Below are 16,921 nucleotides of genomic sequence, written 5' to 3' on the forward strand. Positions count from 1 at the left end.
CTAAATATTCTAAAGCCACTGATTGTGTCATCAAGAGTTTTTACTTTAATAATTTATTTAAAAACATAGATTTATGTTTGATTGTGTGGTTGTGTGTGGTAATTGGTTTGTCTTTACACTTGTTAATGATTCTTATTTAAGGGTTTTTTAGCCAAAAAGCCGAGTTGAGTTGTTTGTATTTTGACAGTTGACGTTTTATAATTCAGTGTCGTTTTAAGGTTGGGCATGTATTTGCCTGACTATGCCAGCTTTCCTTCGAATTTATTCCAACAAACTCCGGATGGAGTTTTTACTTACAGGATGCCCGCTGTGAAAAGCAACAGACCTGTCAATTTGTCCATGGGTCAAGTTTTAGAAGTAAACTTAAAATCACCCGTGGCTATTGCATCAATTCTACACCGTCTTTCTGGTGTCATCGTATTTTTACTCGTACCGGTACTTTTATGGTTGTTAGACAAGTCTTTGTCTTCACCTGAAGGTTTTGCTCAAGTTCAAGAAATTTTTAACGGTTTCTTTGTGCGCTTTATCGTATGGGTATTTGTAGCCGGCTTAATCTATCACTTCATTGCTGGTGTTAAGCATTTACTTGCTGACCTTGGTTTTGCAGAAGAACTGCAAAGTGGTCGCATTGCAGCTACTATTTCATTGATCTTGTCTGCTATCGGTATCGTTGCAGCATTTGTATGGATTGTAATCTAATGAAAAGTGCTACAGGTTTAACGGGGTCAGGTTCTCGCGATTGGTTTATCCAACGTATTAGTGCTGTTGTTCTTGCTATTTATACCGTTGTGGTATTTGGTTGGATTCTTCTTAACGGTGGATTCAACTTTGAACAGTGGTACGGCTTTATGATGACATTACCAATGAAGATTATGTCTTTATTGGCAGTCTTATCTCTTGTTGCACATGCTTGGATCGGTATGTGGCAAGTATTCACTGACTATGTGACTACTCGCCAAATGGGTCCTTCAGCTTCAGGTTTACGCCTAGTGCTGACTTCAGCAGTGATTATTGCTGTTTTTGCATACGCAATCTGGGCAATCCAGATTTTCTGGGCGAATTGATAGGAAAATATCATGGGCGCGATTAACCCTAAAGAAGATTATACAAATATTCCACACCAATTCTTTGACGCAGTCATCGTTGGTGGTGGTGGTTCAGGTATGCGTGCATCTTACCAACTTGCTCAAGCAGGTTTGAAAGTTGCGGTATTGACCAAAGTATTCCCTACACGTTCACACACTGTTGCAGCGCAGGGTGGTATTGGTGCATCTCTTGGTAACATGCAAGAAGATAACTGGCACTACCACTTTTACGACACAGTAAAAGGTTCTGACTGGTTGGGCGACCAAGACGCGATTGAATTCATGACGCGTGAAGCGCCACAAGTGGTTTATGAATTAGAACACTTGGGTATGCCATTTGACCGTAACGCAGACGGTACAATTTACCAACGTCCATTCGGTGGTCACTCTGCAAACTACGGTGAAAAAGCGGTTCCACGTGCATGTGCTGCAGCTGACCGTACAGGTCACGCACTTCTTCACACGCTTTATCAAAGCAACGTGAAAATGGGTACTCAATTCTTCGTAGAATGGATTGCTCTTGATTTGATCCGTAACGAAGCTGGCGATGTACTAGGTGTGACTGCAATTGACCAAGAAACAGGTAAAATTGCAGTATTCCAAGCGAAAGCGACATTGTTTGCTACAGGTGGTGCAGGTCGTGTGTACCGTGCATCTACAAACGCATATATCAATACTGGTGACGGTCTTGGTATGGCTGCGCGTGCAGGTATTCCATTACAAGATATGGAATTCTGGCAGTTCCACCCAACAGGTGTTGCGGGCGCGGGCGTATTGTTAACGGAAGGCTGTCGTGGTGAGGGTGGTATCCTTCGTAACGATTCAGGCGAGCCGTTCATGGAGCGTTATGCACCAACTTTGAAAGACTTGGCGCCACGTGACTTCGTATCACGTTCTATGGACCAAGAAATTAAAGAAGGTCGTGGTTGTGGTCCAAACAAAGACTACATCTTGCTTGATATGACGCACTTGGGTGCAGACACAATCATGAAGCGTCTTCCATCTGTATTTGAGATTGGTAAGAAATTCGCGAACGTTGACTGTACTAAAGAGCCAATTCCTGTTGTTCCTACAATCCATTACCAAATGGGTGGTATTCCAACCAATATTCATGGGCAAGTGGTTGTTCCAGAAAGCCGTGAAACTCAAGAGTTGGTTGCGAACTACAACGCAGAAACTGATACATATACAACCAACGCGGGCGACCGTGACTTTGCTAAACCAGTAAAAGGTTTCTATGCAATTGGTGAGTGTTCATGTGTATCTGTACACGGTGCTAACCGTTTAGGTACAAACTCATTGCTTGACTTGGTTGTATTTGGTAAAGCTGCGGGTCAACACATCATTGAGTATGTGACTAAGCAACACGATGGTGAGTACGAACCACTTCCAACAACTGTACTTGAAAACACTGTGAACCGTATTCGTAAACTTGACGAATCGACTTCAGGTGAAAACGCTCAAGAAGTTGCTGATGCAATTCGTAACATCGTTCAAGACCACGCAGGTGTATTCCGTACTTCAGCATTGCTTGATGAAGGTGTGAAACAAATTCTTGCGCTTGAGCCACGTGTTCGTAACATTCATTTGAAAGACAAATCTAAAGTATTCAACACTGCACGTGTAGAAGCATTAGAAGTTGAAAACTTGTATGAAGTTGCTAAAGCGACACTGATCTCAGCTGCTGCACGTAAAGAATGTCGTGGTGCGCATACGGTTGTAGACTTTGAGTTACCACCAGATCACCCAACTTATTCTTACGGTCGTCGTGATGATGAGTGGATGAAGCATACTTTATGGTTCTCTACAGATAACCGTCTTGAGTACAAACCAGTACGTTACAAGCCGCTTACTGTAGCTGCTATTCCACCTAAACCACGTACATTCTAATTGGGAGAAGTAAGATGAGTAGAGGTACTCGTACATTTAATATCTACCGCTACGATCCTGATAAGGATAAAGCACCGTACATGCAAACTTTTAAGCTTGAATTGACTGATAAGCACCGTATGTTGCTTGATGCACTTCTTGAATTGAAAGTACAAGACGAATCTTTGACATTCCGTCGTTCATGTCGTGAAGGTATTTGTGGTTCTGATGGTGTAAACATCAATGGTAAAAACGGTTTAGCGTGTCTTTGGAACCTAAACGATTTACCAGAAGTGATCACAATTCGTCCGCTTCCAGGTCTTCCTGTAATTAAAGACTTGGTTGTAGACATGAATCAGTTCTACGATCAGTACAACAAGATTCATCCGTTCTTGATCAACAACCAACCTGCGCCACCAAAAGAGCGTTTGCAGTCTCAAGAAGATCGTGAACATCTTGATGGTTTGTATGAATGTATTCTTTGTGCATGTTGTTCAACTTCATGCCCATCATTCTGGTGGAACCCTGACAAGTTCTTGGGTCCTTCAGCTTTGTTAAATGCATATCGTTTCATTATCGATTCGCGTGATACCGCAACTCAAGAGCGTTTGGCTCGTCTTGACGACCCATTCTCTTTGTTCCGTTGTAAAGGCATTATGAACTGTGTATCTGTATGTCCTAAAGGCTTGAACCCAACTAAAGCAATTGGTCACATCCGTAACATGTTATTAGACCAAGCTGGCTAAGCGAGCTAAGGTTGAAAAAAAAGCACATCTTTGGATGTGCTTTTTTTATGGCTTAATATTGCTGTAAAAGTAAAATAATAACGAGGTGTGTTTTTTAATATCGAACATATAAACGTAGTATGCAAAGAAGTGATTAAAAAATGAGTGCTTGATATTTTTTAGGTATAACTGCTGGATTAATAGACAAAAACCGATAAAAGGCGACTAAAGTTGCACACAATTGTAATCCAGTGCTGCTATTTTGTTGTAATGCATGGGTAAATGCTAAGTTTAGCTGCAATATTTATTTATAGATGTTATCATATAACGTGTAAGTGAGAGGGCAGATTGAGAGATGTGCTCTCTTTTATTTTATCTGAAATAGTGGTGTTGGACTTTGGTCTAAATTGCATCTGTTTTTTAAATAAAGCACCATATATTAGATGAAAATAGAATCAATGTATTTCGCCAATTTATAGGAGGTATGTGTCAAAAAAATCAATTGGATTTATGAGATCATGTTACGATTAATGAACCGCTACATTTGAAAAATGTTGAATTTTTATACATTTTATCAACATTTTAACGCTGTTTAGTGTGCTATTTAATCAGACTAAAAGTATAAAAGTCGGGTTAGAAAAGCGAAGTGAGTGAACTTCATTTTTCTAAAACGATTTTGCAAAAAATTGCTCGGCTTAGGTCGAGTATATAGATGAGTGATGATGCCAGTGAGGGCGTTATGATTCATAAATGACATTGGGTTTTCCTAATGTAGTGATAACGCCTCATGACATTTGTCGATTGGGGGCTAATGTCATGTTACCAATTTGACATTATCAATCATGGGTTTGCTTAAAAAGCATCCTGGAAAATGTTTTTGCAATAGGAAATGGGTCCACAAATGCAAGAAGTTGCTGACGCACTGCGTCTTGACACTGAACTTTCCGCTGATAGTGCAGCGTATATTGAAGAACTTTACGAGCATTATTTAACGTCACCGGAATCAGTCGGTGCTGATTGGCGCGAATATTTCGATAAATTCCCGAAGGGTGATCAACCACACAGTAATGTACGTGAGCAATTCCTTTTATTAGGTCGTAATTCTAATCGCGTTCAAGCGATTGTTCAGGGTTCAGTGAGTTCTGAACATGAACAACGTCAAATTGGCGTGTTGCAACTGATTGCTGCTTACCGTAACCGTGGTCACCAAAAAGCAAAATTAGATCCACTAGGTTTGGCAAAACGTGAAGACGTGCCTGATTTAGATCTTGCTGCGCATGGCTTAACTAAGTCCGATTTAGATACTGTTTTCCATACAGGTAACTTGGCGATTGATAAAGCTGAAGCGACCCTAGGTGAAATGGTTGAAGCCATGCAGTCAATCTACTGCGGTTCAATCGGTGCAGAATACATGCACATTGTTGATACCAAAGAAAAACGCTGGATTCAACAACGCTTAGAGAGCGCACGTGGTAAGTTAACATTTACTGCAGATCAAAAGAAACACGTTCTTGAGCGTTTAACTGCCGCTGAAGGCCTAGAAAAATTTCTAGGTAATAAATACGTGGGCGCTAAACGCTTTGGTGTAGAGGGTGGTGAATCATTTATCCCAATGGTCAATGAAATCATTCAACGTGCAGGTACTGTTGGATGTAAAGAAGTCGTGATCGGTATGCCACACCGTGGTCGTTTAAACCTGCTTGTGAACATTATGGGTAAAAACCCAGCAGACTTGTTTGGTGAGTTCGAAGGTAAGAGCTTACATAAAAAAGGTTCAGGTGACGTAAAATATCACCAAGGTTTCTCATCGAACGTGATGACTCCAGGTGGTGAAGTGCACTTGGCACTTGCATTTAACCCATCGCACTTAGAAATTGTTGGACCTGTGGTTGAAGGTTCTGTACGTGCGCGTCAAGTACGTCGTAAAGACATTGGTGGTGATGATGTATTGCCATTAATCGTTCACGGTGATGCAGCATTTGCAGGTCAAGGTGTTAACCAAGAAACCTTCCAAATGTCACAAACTCGCGGTTATACCGTAGGTGGTACAGTTCACATTGTGATTAACAACCAAGTTGGTTTCACAACATCTGACCCACGTGACGCACGTTCTACTGAATACTGTACTGACATTGCAAAAATGATTCAGGCGCCAATTTTCCACGTGAATGGCGATGATCCTGAAGCAGTGATTTTTGTATCTCAATTGGCACACGATTTCCGTCATACATTCCGTAAAGACGTTGTGATTGATTTGTTCTGCTACCGTCGTCGTGGTCATAACGAAGCGGATGAGCCTGCAGCAACTCAGCCAATGATGTATCAAGTGATCAACAAAAAGGCCACGACACGTACTTTGTATGCTGACCAATTGGTACAAGAAGGTGTGTTGGATCGTGCAGCAGCAGATCAAATGATTGAAGATTACCGTGCAGATTTAGAAGCGGGTAATCACGTTGCGAACGCATTGGTACTTGAGCCAAATACCAAAATGTTTGTAGATTGGTCGCCATACTTGGGTCACGACTATACAGACGATTGGGATACAACTTTCCCAATCGAGCGTTTAAAAGAACTTGGTCAAACCATGCGTAAACTTCCAGAAGGTTTCGTGATGCAGCGCCAAGTTGCTAAAGTGATTGATGATCGCTTGAAAATGCAAACAGGTGAAATGCCACTGAACTGGGGTGCAGCTGAAACTTTAGCTTACGCAACTTTGTTGGATGATGGTTATTTAGTTCGTTTGACTGGTGAAGACGTGGGTCGTGGTACTTTCTCACACCGTCATGCAAAACTGCATAACCAAGTCGATGGTAAGACTTATATTCCGTTATGCCACATCAAAGAGAACCAACCGCGTGTTGCAATCTATGACTCATTATTGTCTGAAATGGCAGTATTGGCATTTGAATATGGTTATGCGACGACTCTTCCAAAGAGCTTGATTATTTGGGAAGCGCAGTTCGGTGACTTTGCAAACTGTGCTCAAGTGGTAATCGACCAGTTCATTTCATCTGGCGAAACCAAGTGGGAGCGTGTGTGTGGTTTAACCATGCTTCTTCCACACGGCTTTGAAGGTCAAGGTCCTGAGCACTCATCTGCACGTTTAGAGCGTTTCTTGCAGCTTTGTGCGGAAGAAAACATGCAAGTGATGACACCAACCACACCTGCACAGATTTTCCACGCTTTACGTCGTCAGGCAATTCGTCCTATCCGTAAGCCAATGATCATCATGTCGCCGAAGTCTTTACTTCGTCACAAGTTAGCCGTGTCTAGCTTGGATGAGCTTGCAACTGGTACATTCCAGACTGTGATTGATGAAATTGACAACATCAATAAGTCAGACGTGACTCGTCTAGTGCTATGTGGCGGTAAAGTGTATTACGACTTGCTTGAAAAACGTCGTGAATTAGAATTGAACAATACTGCAATTGTTCGTATAGAACAGTTGTACCCATACCCAGAACAACGTCTTGCTGAAGTTCTTGCTTCTTATCCAAACGTAAAAGAACTGGTCTGGACTCAAGAAGAACCGAAGAACCAAGGTGCTTGGTTATTCATCGCGCCACGTTTATATGATGACGTAATGAAAACTGGTAAACAGATTCGCATTAGTTATGCGGGCCGTGAAGCATCTGCAGCACCAGCGTGTGGTTCACCATATTTGCATGCAAAACAACAAGCTCAGCTCATCAATGACGCGCTTGCGATCGTAGCTGAATAACAGGAGATTCGAAATAATGGCAACCGAAATTAAAGCACCGGTATTTCCAGAGTCAGTTGCAGACGGTACGATTGCAACTTGGCACAAACAACCTGGTGAAGCAGTTTCACGTGATGAAGTGATCTGTGATATTGAAACCGATAAAGTTGTTTTGGAAGTAGTCGCTCCTGCGGATGGCACAATCGCTGCAATCATCAAAAATGAAGGTGATACTGTTTTTTCAGACGAAGTAATTGCTCAATTTGAAGCGGGTGCTGTATCTGGCGCGGCTCAAACTCAAGCTGTTCAGTCTGAAGCACAAGTAGAGCAAGCTGCAGCGAAAACTGAAGCGGGCGCTGCGCCAGTTGTTGAGCGTGCACAACCTGTTGCTGACCAAGCACCAGCAGTACGTAAAGCATTGACTGAAACAGGTATCAATGCTGCAGACGTGTCTGGTACAGGTCGTGGTGGTCGTATCACTAAAGAAGATGTTGCAAATCATCAAGCTAAACCTGCTGCTGCAGCTGCGCCATTAAGCGTTGCGGTAGGTGAGCGTATCGAGAAACGTGTTCCTATGACACGTTTACGTAAGCGTGTTGCAGAGCGTTTACTTGCAGCGACTCAAGAAACTGCAATGTTGACCACATTCAACGAAGTGAACATGAAGCCAATCATGGAAATGCGTGCACAATACAAAGATGCATTTGAAAAACGTCATGGTGCACGTCTAGGTTTTATGTCTTTCTTCGTAAAAGCAGCAACTGAAGCATTGAAGCGTTACCCAGCAGTAAACGCTTCTATTGATGGCGATGACATCGTATATCACGGTTACTACGACATCGGTGTTGCGGTTTCTTCTGACCGTGGTTTAGTGGTTCCTGTATTACGTGATACAGACCGCATGAACTACGCTGAAGTAGAAAACGGTATTCGTGACTATGCTTATAAAGCACGTGACGGTAAGCTTGGTATTGAAGATATGACTGGCGGTACATTCACTATTACTAACGGTGGTACTTTCGGTTCATTGTTATCTACACCAATTTTAAACACCCCACAAACTGCTATTTTGGGCATGCATAAAATCCAAGAGCGTCCTATGGCGGTAAATGGTCAAGTTGAAATCTTGCCAATGATGTACTTAGCGCTTTCTTATGACCACCGTTTAATCGATGGTAAAGAAGCTGTAGGTTTCCTTGTAACAATCAAAGAATTGTTAGAAGAGCCAGCTAAACTCATCCTTGACCTTTAATTCTAAAGAATAAATCAGTGGGCTTGGAGCGATCCTCTAAGCCCATTTTTGGAGATAAAAATGTCTCAACAATTTGATCTTGTTGTTATTGGCGGTGGCCCAGGTGGCTACGAAGCGGCAATTCGTGCGGCTCAACTTGGCTTTAAAGTTGCGTGTATCGAAAAACGTATTCACAAAGGTAAAGCATCTTTGGGTGGTACATGCTTAAACGTGGGTTGTATCCCATCTAAAGCATTACTTGATTCTTCACATCGTTATGAAGATACGGTTCTTCACTTGGCTGATCATGGTATCACCACAGGTGAAGTACAATTTGACCTTGCAAAGCTTTTGGCACGTAAAGACAAAATCGTTGACCAATTAACTGGCGGTATTGATCAGTTATTAAAAGGTAACGGTGTTGAGTGGTTAAAAGGTACAGGTAAATTACTTGCTGGTAAAAAAGTTGAGTTTGTTTCTCATGAAGGCGAAACTCAAGTTTTAGAACCTAAGTATGTGATCCTTGCGACTGGTTCGGTTCCTGTAAATATTCCTGTTGCTCCTGTAGATCAAGACATTATTGTTGATTCTACTGGTGCTTTAGAATTCCCGGAAGTGCCTAAGCGTTTAGGTGTGATTGGTGCAGGCGTAATCGGTCTCGAACTAGGCTCAGTATGGCGTCGTCTAGGCGCAGAAGTTGTTGTATTTGAAGCAATGGATGCGTTCTTACCAATGGCTGACAAAGCTTTAGCGAAAGACTACCAAAAATTATTGACCAAGCAAGGCATGGATATCCGTATCGGTGCGAAAGTTTCAGGTACTGAAGTTAATGGTCGTGAAGTGACTGTTAAATATAACCAAGGCGGCGAAGACAAAGAACAAACTTTCGATAAATTGATCGTTTGTGTAGGTCGTCGTGCTTATGCTGAAGGTTTATTGGCAGATGATTGCGGTATTAAACTGACTGAACGTGGCTTGGTTGAAGTGAACGATTGGTGTGCAACTTCTGTTGAAGGTGTATATGCAATTGGTGACTTGGTACGTGGTCCAATGCTTGCACACAAAGCAATGGAAGAAGGCGTAATGGCAGTTGAACGTATTCACGGTCATGCTGCACAAGTTAACTACGACACAATCATTTCAGTCATCTACACACACCCTGAAGCGGCGTGGGTTGGTTTAACTGAAGAGCAAGCGAAAGAAAAAGGCCACGAAGTGAAAACTGGTCAATTCGGTTTCGCGGTCAATGGTCGTGCTTTAGCTGCAGGCGAAGGTGCTGGTTTCGTGAAGTTTGTTGCAGATGCAAAAACTGACCGTCTATTGGGTATGCACGTGATTGGACCTGCTGCGTCTGACATCGTTCACCAAGGTATGATTGCACTTGAATTTGTATCTTCAGTTGAAGATTTACAATTAATGACATTTGGTCACCCAACCTTCTCTGAAGTGGTGCATGAAGCCGCTTTAGCGGTAGATGGGCGTGCGATTCACGCGATTCAGCGTAAACGTAAATAATACCAAAAAGAGCGGCTTAGGCCGCTCTTTTTGCATTTGATGGTTGTATTTATGGGAATAATCATCTAAAAGTAAAGAGCATAGGATAAACACCACACAAGGAAAGCAATATTAAAACTTCGGTTTGATATTGGTGGTGATAACTGAATAAAAGAAGTAGTAAAAGGTTAGTCAATGAATCTACATGAGTATCAAGCAAAAGCGCTATTAAAAAAATATGGTATGCCAGTACAAGAAGGCATTTTGGCAACTACAGCCGTAGAAGCCGTGCAAGCTTTCGAGCAACTGGGTGGTAAATTTGCGGTGATGAAAGCTCAGGTGCATGCAGGTGGTCGCGGTAAAGCAGGCGGCGTGAAGGTCGTAAAATCTGCACAAGAAGCAGCAGACTATGCCAACCAAATTCTTGGAACGCGCTTGGTTACCTATCAAACCGATACCTATGGTCAGCCTGTAAACAGTATTTTAGTGGCTGAAGATGTTTATCCTGTAGAGCGTGAACTGTATTTGGGTGCAGTGGTAGATCGTTCTAGCCGTCGCGTCACTTTTATGGCATCTACCGAAGGTGGTGTTGAAATTGAGAAAGTGGCTGAAGAAACCCCAGAAAAAATTATTAAATTAGAAGTTGATCCTTTGGTGGGTTTATTGCCATTTCAAGCACGTGAAGTTGCTTTCGCATTAAAACTCAAAGACAGTCAAATCACTCAGTTTGTGAAGATTATGACAGCGGCTTATCAGGCATTTATCGACAATGATTTTGCCTTATTTGAAATTAACCCACTTTCAGTGCGTGAAAATGGCGACATTTTATGTGTCGATGCTAAAGTTGGTATTGATTCTAATGCGCTGTATCGTTTGCCTGAAGTCTTGGCACTGCGCGATAAGTCACAAGAAAACGAACGTGAATTACGAGCATCAGAATTTGACCTGAACTATGTTGCCTTAGAAGGTAATATCGGTTGTATGGTGAATGGTGCAGGTTTAGCAATGGCAACTATGGATATTATTAAACTCTATGGTGGTCAGCCTGCGAACTTCTTGGATGTCGGTGGTGGTGCAACCAAAGAACGTGTGATTGAAGCCTTTAAAATTATTTTGGCAGATCACTCGGTCAAAGGCGTGTTAATTAATATTTTTGGTGGAATTGTACGTTGTGACATGATTGCAGAAGCAATTATTGCAGCGGTTCAGGAAGTAAATGTGACAGTACCTGTGGTGGTTCGCCTAGAAGGGAACAACTCAGAACTCGGTGCAAAATTACTAGATGAATCAGGCTTAAAACTTATTTCTGCAAACGGCTTGTCTGATGCCGCAGAAAAAATTGTTGCTGCAGTGAAAGCTTAAGGAGAATCAGGATGAGCGTATTAATTAATAAAGACACCAAAGTATTGGTACAAGGTTTCACGGGTAAAAATGGTACTTTTCACTCAGCACAAGCACTTGATTATGGAACCAAAGTGGTGGGTGGAGTAACGCCAGGCAAAGGGGGTCAAACCCATTTGGAATTACCCGTGTTTAACACCATGAAAGAAGCCGTACGTGAAACAGCTGCAGATGCATCAGTGATTTATGTCCCTGCACCGTTTGTTTTGGATTCGATTGTAGAAGCAGTTGATTCTGGCGTAGGTTTGATTGTGGTGATTACTGAAGGTGTGCCAACCATCGACATGCTTAAAGCCAAGCGTTATTTAGAAACCAATGGCAATGGAACACGTTTAGTTGGGCCAAACTGCCCAGGTGTGATTACGCCAGGTGAATGTAAAATTGGCATCATGCCAGGGCATATTCATCAACCAGGACGAATTGGCATTATTTCACGCTCAGGTACTTTGACCTATGAAGCTGTGGCACAAACCACTAAGTTGGGCTTAGGACAATCGACTTGTATCGGGATTGGTGGCGACCCAATTCCAGGGATGAACCAAATTGATGCTTTAAAATTATTCCAAGACGACCCTGATACTGATGCGATTATTATGATTGGTGAAATTGGGGGGACAGCAGAAGAAGAAGCTGCGGAATATATACAGTCGAATGTTAGCAAACCTGTGGTGGGATATATTGCTGGAGTGACAGCACCTAAAGGGAAACGTATGGGACATGCGGGTGCAATTATTTCAGGCGGTAAAGGCACTGCAGAAGAAAAATTTGCAGCCTTTGAACGTGCTGGAATTGCTTATACCCGTAGCCCTGCAGAATTGGGTTCTACCATGTGGCAAGTATTAAAAGATCAAGGTTTGCTTAAATAAGTCAAATTTTGAAACGCTTGATTTTATTCAGTAATCAATCCCCAATTTTGGGGATTTTTTTTATGCTGTTAAGTTAGCCATACTTGAAAGGTAAAGTATCTGTTGTGAGTTGATTTGGTATGAGTTGTGTGAGCAGGTAACATTTTGCCAAAAATGTTGCTATCAAAGGTGGGCATAATATTGCGAAATATTTCACATTAATTACATTTTGTGTGCGGAGTGGCGCGTGTTAACAAGAAGAAAGAAATTTTCAATCTATTATGTGTCTGCATTATCTTGCATGTCACTGTTTCCAACGGTTTATGCGCAAGAGAGTGTGGATCAACTGCGTGAACAAAGCATTCTTGCGATACGTTCAGGGCAAATTGATGCTGGCTTTCAGCAACTTGAGTCCTTGCTGCAGCAATATCCACAAAATCAAAAGCTTTTAGCAGATTATATTGTAACTGCGTATAGTCACAATAAAATTGGTCTGCATCAGCTGCCATACTTGAACGCTGTTCAGGCAGCACAATTTCCTGAATATGGGCAAGGGAGCGCGATTAAAACTTTGCGTGATTTAAAACAATATCCTGCCGCTTTGGCGTTGGTGCAACAGTTTCAACAGTTGAAACCTGCTGAGTCTTGACAAGTTTGGCGTGCAGTATTACATGCTGAATCAGGTCAAATTGAACAAGCACGTCAAGATGTAAAAAACATTCGTCCAGCTACGCTAAGTGCAGATTATTTAGCACAATTGTCTTATGTTTACAGACTCTTAGAAATGCCAGTCGAAGCCTTGCAAGCAGCTGAGACGTCTTTGGCGAAACAGGTGACCAGTAACGCGCAAGAACAATATGTTTTAGCGCTTATGCTGAATGGGGACTCCCCACGTGCTGAAGCTTATATGCAGGCACATCAGTTGAACCAAAGTAATTTAGTATTTACTGCAAAATTACAAGAACTTTCACAGAAAATTTTAAATGCAGTACAGTTCTATAAATCTGCCAGTTATCGGAATGAGGGCGAAAAAGCCTTTTATCCTTTAGATGCTGTATTGACAGAAATGAAAGATTTATCGGCAGAATTGCCAGAACAAGCAGATTTACAACGCCGCTTTTATTATGAATATATCTATGCGCTAAATCAGCGTAATCGTTCTAAAGACGTGTTGCTTGCCGTTCAACAGCTCAACATGAATCCGCAAGAGATGCCAGCTTATGTACGTCATGCCATTGCCGATGCATATTTGAAACTGCAACAACCTGCTAAGGCTGAACCGCTGTATTTGAGTTTGTTTAAAGAAAAGAATTATGTCGATTATTCGGTATATGCAGGTTTGTATTATGCCTATATCGAGCAGGAAAAATTTAAACAGGCCAATCAGCTGATTCAAGAGATGGATAAAACGCTGCCGACCTTTAGTTATAGTGATGCCAAAGGTGTAGAGCGAACCACACATTCAGATCGTTTGGAATATTTGAGTTTGAAAGGTTTGAATTATGCCTATCGAAATCACCATGCCAAGGCCGAGCAGTATTTTCAAGATTTGGTTGAACATGCACCTAGCAATGTCGCTTTCCAAAATAATTTGGCGCTCATTCAGCGTTGGCGTGAAAAACCTTTAGATGCCGAATACACGGTTTCTCAATGGAACGGCATGACGCCAATTAGTCAAACCACGCAAATCAATCAGATGCAAAATGCGCAGATGTTGGGTGAAATTGAGCGTTGGCGTGCCATCAATCAGTATTTATATCAAACCGTGCCTGATGATACTGCGGTGCAACGTAGCCGCAAAGAATTGAATGATCGGGAACATTTTTCGATTCAGCATTAAAGTACTTGGTCGGAAAGTAAGTCTGATCAACAGCAACTTTTAAATCAGCTCAAAGGCAGTAATGAACAGAATCATTGGACGCGTCTTAATAGTCCGTGGATGAATGATCATTATCGTCTGTTTGCCGATCATGCTTACCGTTGGTCAAAATACCAAGAAGGGAAAATAGATGATCAGCGGGTCGGTTTGGGTTTAGAGTGGAACAAACAACGTAAAGCAGCCAGTATTTTGTTGTCAGATAGTGTGGACGATAGCCGTTTTGGCGTTGAACTCGATTGGACGCATGCCTTAAATGATCATTGGCAATATCGTCTTAATTTTAATACGCAGGCAAATATTCCCTTACAAGCTATTCGGGATGGTTACGAGGGCGAGTCGTATTTGGTTGGTTTGAACTGGCAACAGAATGAATCACGCAAAGCAGGCTGGCAATACCAATTGACGGATATTGATGATGGCAATACACGCCATGAAACATCGGCATTTTTTAGCCAGCGAATTTATTCAGCTCCGCATCATTTAACCACAGCAACTGTTGCAGGTTATTACGGTCAAAACGATAACATTGCGACCAATTATTTTAACCCTGAACGAAGCCACAGTCTTGAATTGCGCTTAGCGCACGATTGGATGACGTGGCGTAATTATGAGCATCATTTGAATCAGCGTTTTGAAGCGACTGTCGGTACCTATCAACAAAAAGGTTATTCAAATGATCCGATTTATAACTTTTTTTATGGACATGAATGGCAACTTTCCAGAACTTGGAAGTTGAATTATGGAGTGGGGTGGGGAGTACATCCTTACGATGGTGAGGATGAAGAAAAAACCTATGCAGTTTTAGGTTTTGAGGGACGCTTCTAATGAAAAAACAAATCAGTATTTTAAGTGCAATGTGTCTGGCATTGCTCAGTGGTGGCGCAGCTTCGGCATTTGCTAATAGTGCAACACAGCCTCAACCCAATGCAACTGACGCAGCTGCAACCAATATAGACAACCAACAAGCTTATTCGTTTGTCACCCTGACTTTTCACGATGTCCGTGATGATGTCAAAAAAAGAGGTGATCGTGATGTGTATGCGGTAAGCACCAAAAATTTTGCCCAATTTTTAGCGTGGATTAAGAAAAATGGCTGGCAGCCAATTCGTTTAGAAGATGTATGGCAAGCGCGTCAGTTTAAAAAACCGTTGCCTGAAAAAGCCGTATTAATTACGGTAGATGACGGTGCGCTCAGCAGCTATACCAAAATTTTCCCATTGCTCAAGCTGTACCAAGTGCCTGCGGTTTTTGCCATTCCAACCAGTTGGATTAATGGTAATACCCAAGCTGCCTATGAGGCTTATGGTTCTGGCAACTTAATGAACTGGGATCAGATGCGTGAAATTTAGCGCTCTGGTTTGGTCGAGTTTGTGTCGCACAGTGACAACTTACACTATGGTATTTTGTCGAATCCGCAACAAAATAAGCAGCCTGCGGCAATTGCGCGTTTGTATGATGAAAAAACCCAAAGCTATGAAAGCGACGCAGCATATAAGCAACGTATTCTGGCAGATTTAAAACGCTCTAAACAGGTACTGGAAAAAGAATTAGGTGTAGAAAGCCGAGCAATTTTCTGGCCTTATGGTGCAGCGAGTAAAGAAACCGAAGATATTGCAATAGAAGCTGGTTTTCCAATGTCATTCAGTTTGGGGAGTGTTTTGACCCTCGCTGATGCAGAAAAGACCTATCAACGCGCCTTGATTATGGATAACCCAACGCCAGAAGTGATTCATGAAGGCATGCGTGAATTTTTAACTTATACCCGTGCGCCGTATAAGCAACGCAAAAGTATTTTACGCTATGACTTGGCCGATATGGCTGCTGTAAATTATGACCAAGCTGACCAAAAACTGGGGCAGCTTTTAAATCAGGTCAATGCACTTAAAACCAATACCTTGTTATTAAAAGTGGTAGCAGACAGCAATGCCGATGGCAAGGTGGATGTTGCGTATTTTCCAAACCGCCAACTGAAAATGCAGCAGGATTTACTCAACCGTACCGTGTGGCAAGCACGCACACGGGTTGGGCATCGCGTATATGCCGAGTTACCGCTCAGTTTGCAAACCCAACAGGGCTATAGCTTGGCAGACTTCACTACAGATTTGGTGAAAAATAATAGCTCGATTGAAGGTTTAATGTTAGATACAGGCTCTAGTCTGAATTGTGCTTTGGCGCAAGAGGAATGGACAGCAGAATGCCAAGCCGCTGTGCAGCAGATTATCGACATTAAAAACCAGACTAAAAAAGCGGCTAAATATTACACCAATATCAGTAACAACTACCAAACAGCTTTAAAAGTAGATGGTAACCAAACCTCATTTAAAGGCTTAAAACAAGTGGTTCAGCTGATTCCAGATCATGCCGATTTTATCTATATCAGCATTGATCCTGTTCAAGCTGCATCGCATTTTTCAGACCTCAAACATGCAATTGCGCATTTGAATGAACAAGAAAGACAGCATTTGATGGTGACTTTTGAAGTGAATCCTCAAGCGACTGCGCATCAATGGCAGCATTATCAAAATGCTTATGCTGCGCTCAGACAGTTGTCTATACAGAAATTAGGAGTAGAAAATTACCATTTGAATATGGGAGAGCAGGTTCATCAACACCTTTATGCGCCGCTCAGTTTAAACGAAAGCCCTTTGGAATATCGCGACCTATTCCAGACCAGAACAGGACGTTGATA

14 protein-coding genes are annotated in these 16,921 nt (G+C 42.1%); all 14 read left to right on the forward strand.

The genetic code is table 11. The features are described 5' to 3' along the window. Positions 1-300 precede the first annotated feature (300 nt). The gene (sdhC, locus tag LZP46_RS03880; protein WP_026438062.1) at positions 301-699 is read left to right on the forward strand and encodes a succinate dehydrogenase, cytochrome b556 subunit; all 399 of its coding nucleotides are present in this window, start codon (positions 301-303) and stop codon (positions 697-699) included. Continuing rightward, on the forward strand, positions 699-1,064 hold the full coding sequence (gene sdhD, locus LZP46_RS03885) for a succinate dehydrogenase, hydrophobic membrane anchor protein (RefSeq protein ID WP_236094727.1): 366 nt from the start codon (positions 699-701) through the stop codon (positions 1,062-1,064). Before sdhC ends, sdhD begins: the two co-directional genes overlap by 1 nt. A 12-nt stretch (positions 1,065-1,076) precedes the next feature. After that, positions 1,077-2,975 carry an FAD-binding protein gene (locus tag LZP46_RS03890; protein ID WP_004972199.1) on the forward strand — a complete coding sequence of 633 codons (1,899 nt, stop codon included), beginning with the start codon at positions 1,077-1,079 and terminating at the stop codon, positions 2,973-2,975. Positions 2,976-2,989: 14 nt separating this feature from the next. Beyond that, positions 2,990-3,700: a succinate dehydrogenase iron-sulfur subunit gene (locus LZP46_RS03895; protein WP_236094728.1), complete on the forward strand. Its 711-nt coding sequence runs from the start codon at positions 2,990-2,992 to the stop codon at positions 3,698-3,700. An 880-nt stretch (positions 3,701-4,580) separates the two neighbouring features. After that, positions 4,581-7,403 carry a 2-oxoglutarate dehydrogenase E1 component gene (locus LZP46_RS03900; RefSeq protein ID WP_236094729.1) on the forward strand — a complete coding sequence of 941 codons (2,823 nt, stop codon included), beginning with the start codon at positions 4,581-4,583 and terminating at the stop codon, positions 7,401-7,403. 16 nt (positions 7,404-7,419) lie between these two features. Then, on the forward strand, positions 7,420-8,634 hold the full coding sequence (gene odhB, locus LZP46_RS03905; protein WP_236094730.1) for a 2-oxoglutarate dehydrogenase complex dihydrolipoyllysine-residue succinyltransferase: 1,215 nt from the start codon (positions 7,420-7,422) through the stop codon (positions 8,632-8,634). 60 nt (positions 8,635-8,694) lie between these two features. After that, complete coding sequence (gene lpdA, locus LZP46_RS03910; protein ID WP_236094731.1) at positions 8,695-10,128, forward strand: dihydrolipoyl dehydrogenase; 1,434 nt, start codon at positions 8,695-8,697, stop codon at positions 10,126-10,128. Positions 10,129-10,302: 174 nt separating this feature from the next. Beyond that, positions 10,303-11,469 (forward strand): ADP-forming succinate--CoA ligase subunit beta, encoded by a 1,167-nt coding sequence (gene sucC, locus LZP46_RS03915; RefSeq protein ID WP_236094732.1) that lies wholly within the window; start codon positions 10,303-10,305, stop codon positions 11,467-11,469. Positions 11,470-11,480: 11 nt separating this feature from the next. Beyond that, positions 11,481-12,374, forward strand: coding sequence for a succinate--CoA ligase subunit alpha (gene sucD, locus LZP46_RS03920; RefSeq protein WP_236094733.1), 894 nt, complete (start codon positions 11,481-11,483; stop codon positions 12,372-12,374). Between the two features lie 280 nt (positions 12,375-12,654). Further along, the gene (locus LZP46_RS03925; RefSeq protein ID WP_236094734.1) at positions 12,655-13,002 is read left to right on the forward strand and encodes a hypothetical protein; all 348 of its coding nucleotides are present in this window, start codon (positions 12,655-12,657) and stop codon (positions 13,000-13,002) included. A gap of 135 nt (positions 13,003-13,137) precedes the next feature. Then, positions 13,138-14,193: a hypothetical protein gene (locus LZP46_RS03930; protein WP_236094735.1), complete on the forward strand. Its 1,056-nt coding sequence runs from the start codon at positions 13,138-13,140 to the stop codon at positions 14,191-14,193. A gap of 99 nt (positions 14,194-14,292) precedes the next feature. Beyond that, positions 14,293-15,057, forward strand: coding sequence for a hypothetical protein (locus LZP46_RS03935; RefSeq protein WP_236094736.1), 765 nt, complete (start codon positions 14,293-14,295; stop codon positions 15,055-15,057). Then, positions 15,057-15,581, forward strand: coding sequence for a polysaccharide deacetylase family protein (locus LZP46_RS03940; protein ID WP_317027971.1), 525 nt, complete (start codon positions 15,057-15,059; stop codon positions 15,579-15,581). Before LZP46_RS03935 ends, LZP46_RS03940 begins: the two co-directional genes overlap by 1 nt. Positions 15,582-15,602: 21 nt before the next feature. Further along, entirely contained in the window at positions 15,603-16,919 is a 1,317-nt protein-coding gene (locus LZP46_RS03945; protein ID WP_329608993.1) for a poly-beta-1,6-N-acetyl-D-glucosamine N-deacetylase PgaB, read from the forward strand. Positions 16,920-16,921: the final 2 nt, after the last annotated feature.

This window comes from Acinetobacter sp. SCLZS86, from assembly GCF_021560715.1.
Lineage (GTDB): Bacteria > Pseudomonadota > Gammaproteobacteria > Pseudomonadales > Moraxellaceae > Acinetobacter > Acinetobacter towneri_A.

Excerpts from the sequence above, each read along its gene's own strand:
- odhB (WP_236094730.1), top strand. The coding sequence starts at position 7,420 with ATGGCAACCGAAATTAAAGCACCGGTATTTCCAGAGTCAGTTGCAGAC.
- lpdA (WP_236094731.1), top strand. The coding sequence starts at position 8,695 with ATGTCTCAACAATTTGATCTTGTTGTTATTGGCGGTGGCCCAGGTGGC.
- LZP46_RS03925 (WP_236094734.1), top strand. The coding sequence starts at position 12,655 with ATGTCACTGTTTCCAACGGTTTATGCGCAAGAGAGTGTGGATCAACTG.
- sucD (WP_236094733.1), top strand. The coding sequence starts at position 11,481 with ATGAGCGTATTAATTAATAAAGACACCAAAGTATTGGTACAAGGTTTC.
- LZP46_RS03900 (WP_236094729.1), top strand. The coding sequence starts at position 4,581 with ATGCAAGAAGTTGCTGACGCACTGCGTCTTGACACTGAACTTTCCGCT.
- LZP46_RS03890 (WP_004972199.1), top strand. The coding sequence starts at position 1,077 with ATGGGCGCGATTAACCCTAAAGAAGATTATACAAATATTCCACACCAA.
- sucC (WP_236094732.1), top strand. The coding sequence starts at position 10,303 with ATGAATCTACATGAGTATCAAGCAAAAGCGCTATTAAAAAAATATGGT.
- LZP46_RS03895 (WP_236094728.1), top strand. The coding sequence starts at position 2,990 with ATGAGTAGAGGTACTCGTACATTTAATATCTACCGCTACGATCCTGAT.
- LZP46_RS03935 (WP_236094736.1), top strand. The coding sequence starts at position 14,293 with ATGAATGATCATTATCGTCTGTTTGCCGATCATGCTTACCGTTGGTCA.
- sdhC (WP_026438062.1), top strand. The coding sequence starts at position 301 with ATGCCCGCTGTGAAAAGCAACAGACCTGTCAATTTGTCCATGGGTCAA.
- sdhD (WP_236094727.1), top strand. The coding sequence starts at position 699 with ATGAAAAGTGCTACAGGTTTAACGGGGTCAGGTTCTCGCGATTGGTTT.
- LZP46_RS03930 (WP_236094735.1), top strand. The coding sequence starts at position 13,138 with ATGCCAGTCGAAGCCTTGCAAGCAGCTGAGACGTCTTTGGCGAAACAG.
- LZP46_RS03940 (WP_317027971.1), top strand. The coding sequence starts at position 15,057 with ATGAAAAAACAAATCAGTATTTTAAGTGCAATGTGTCTGGCATTGCTC.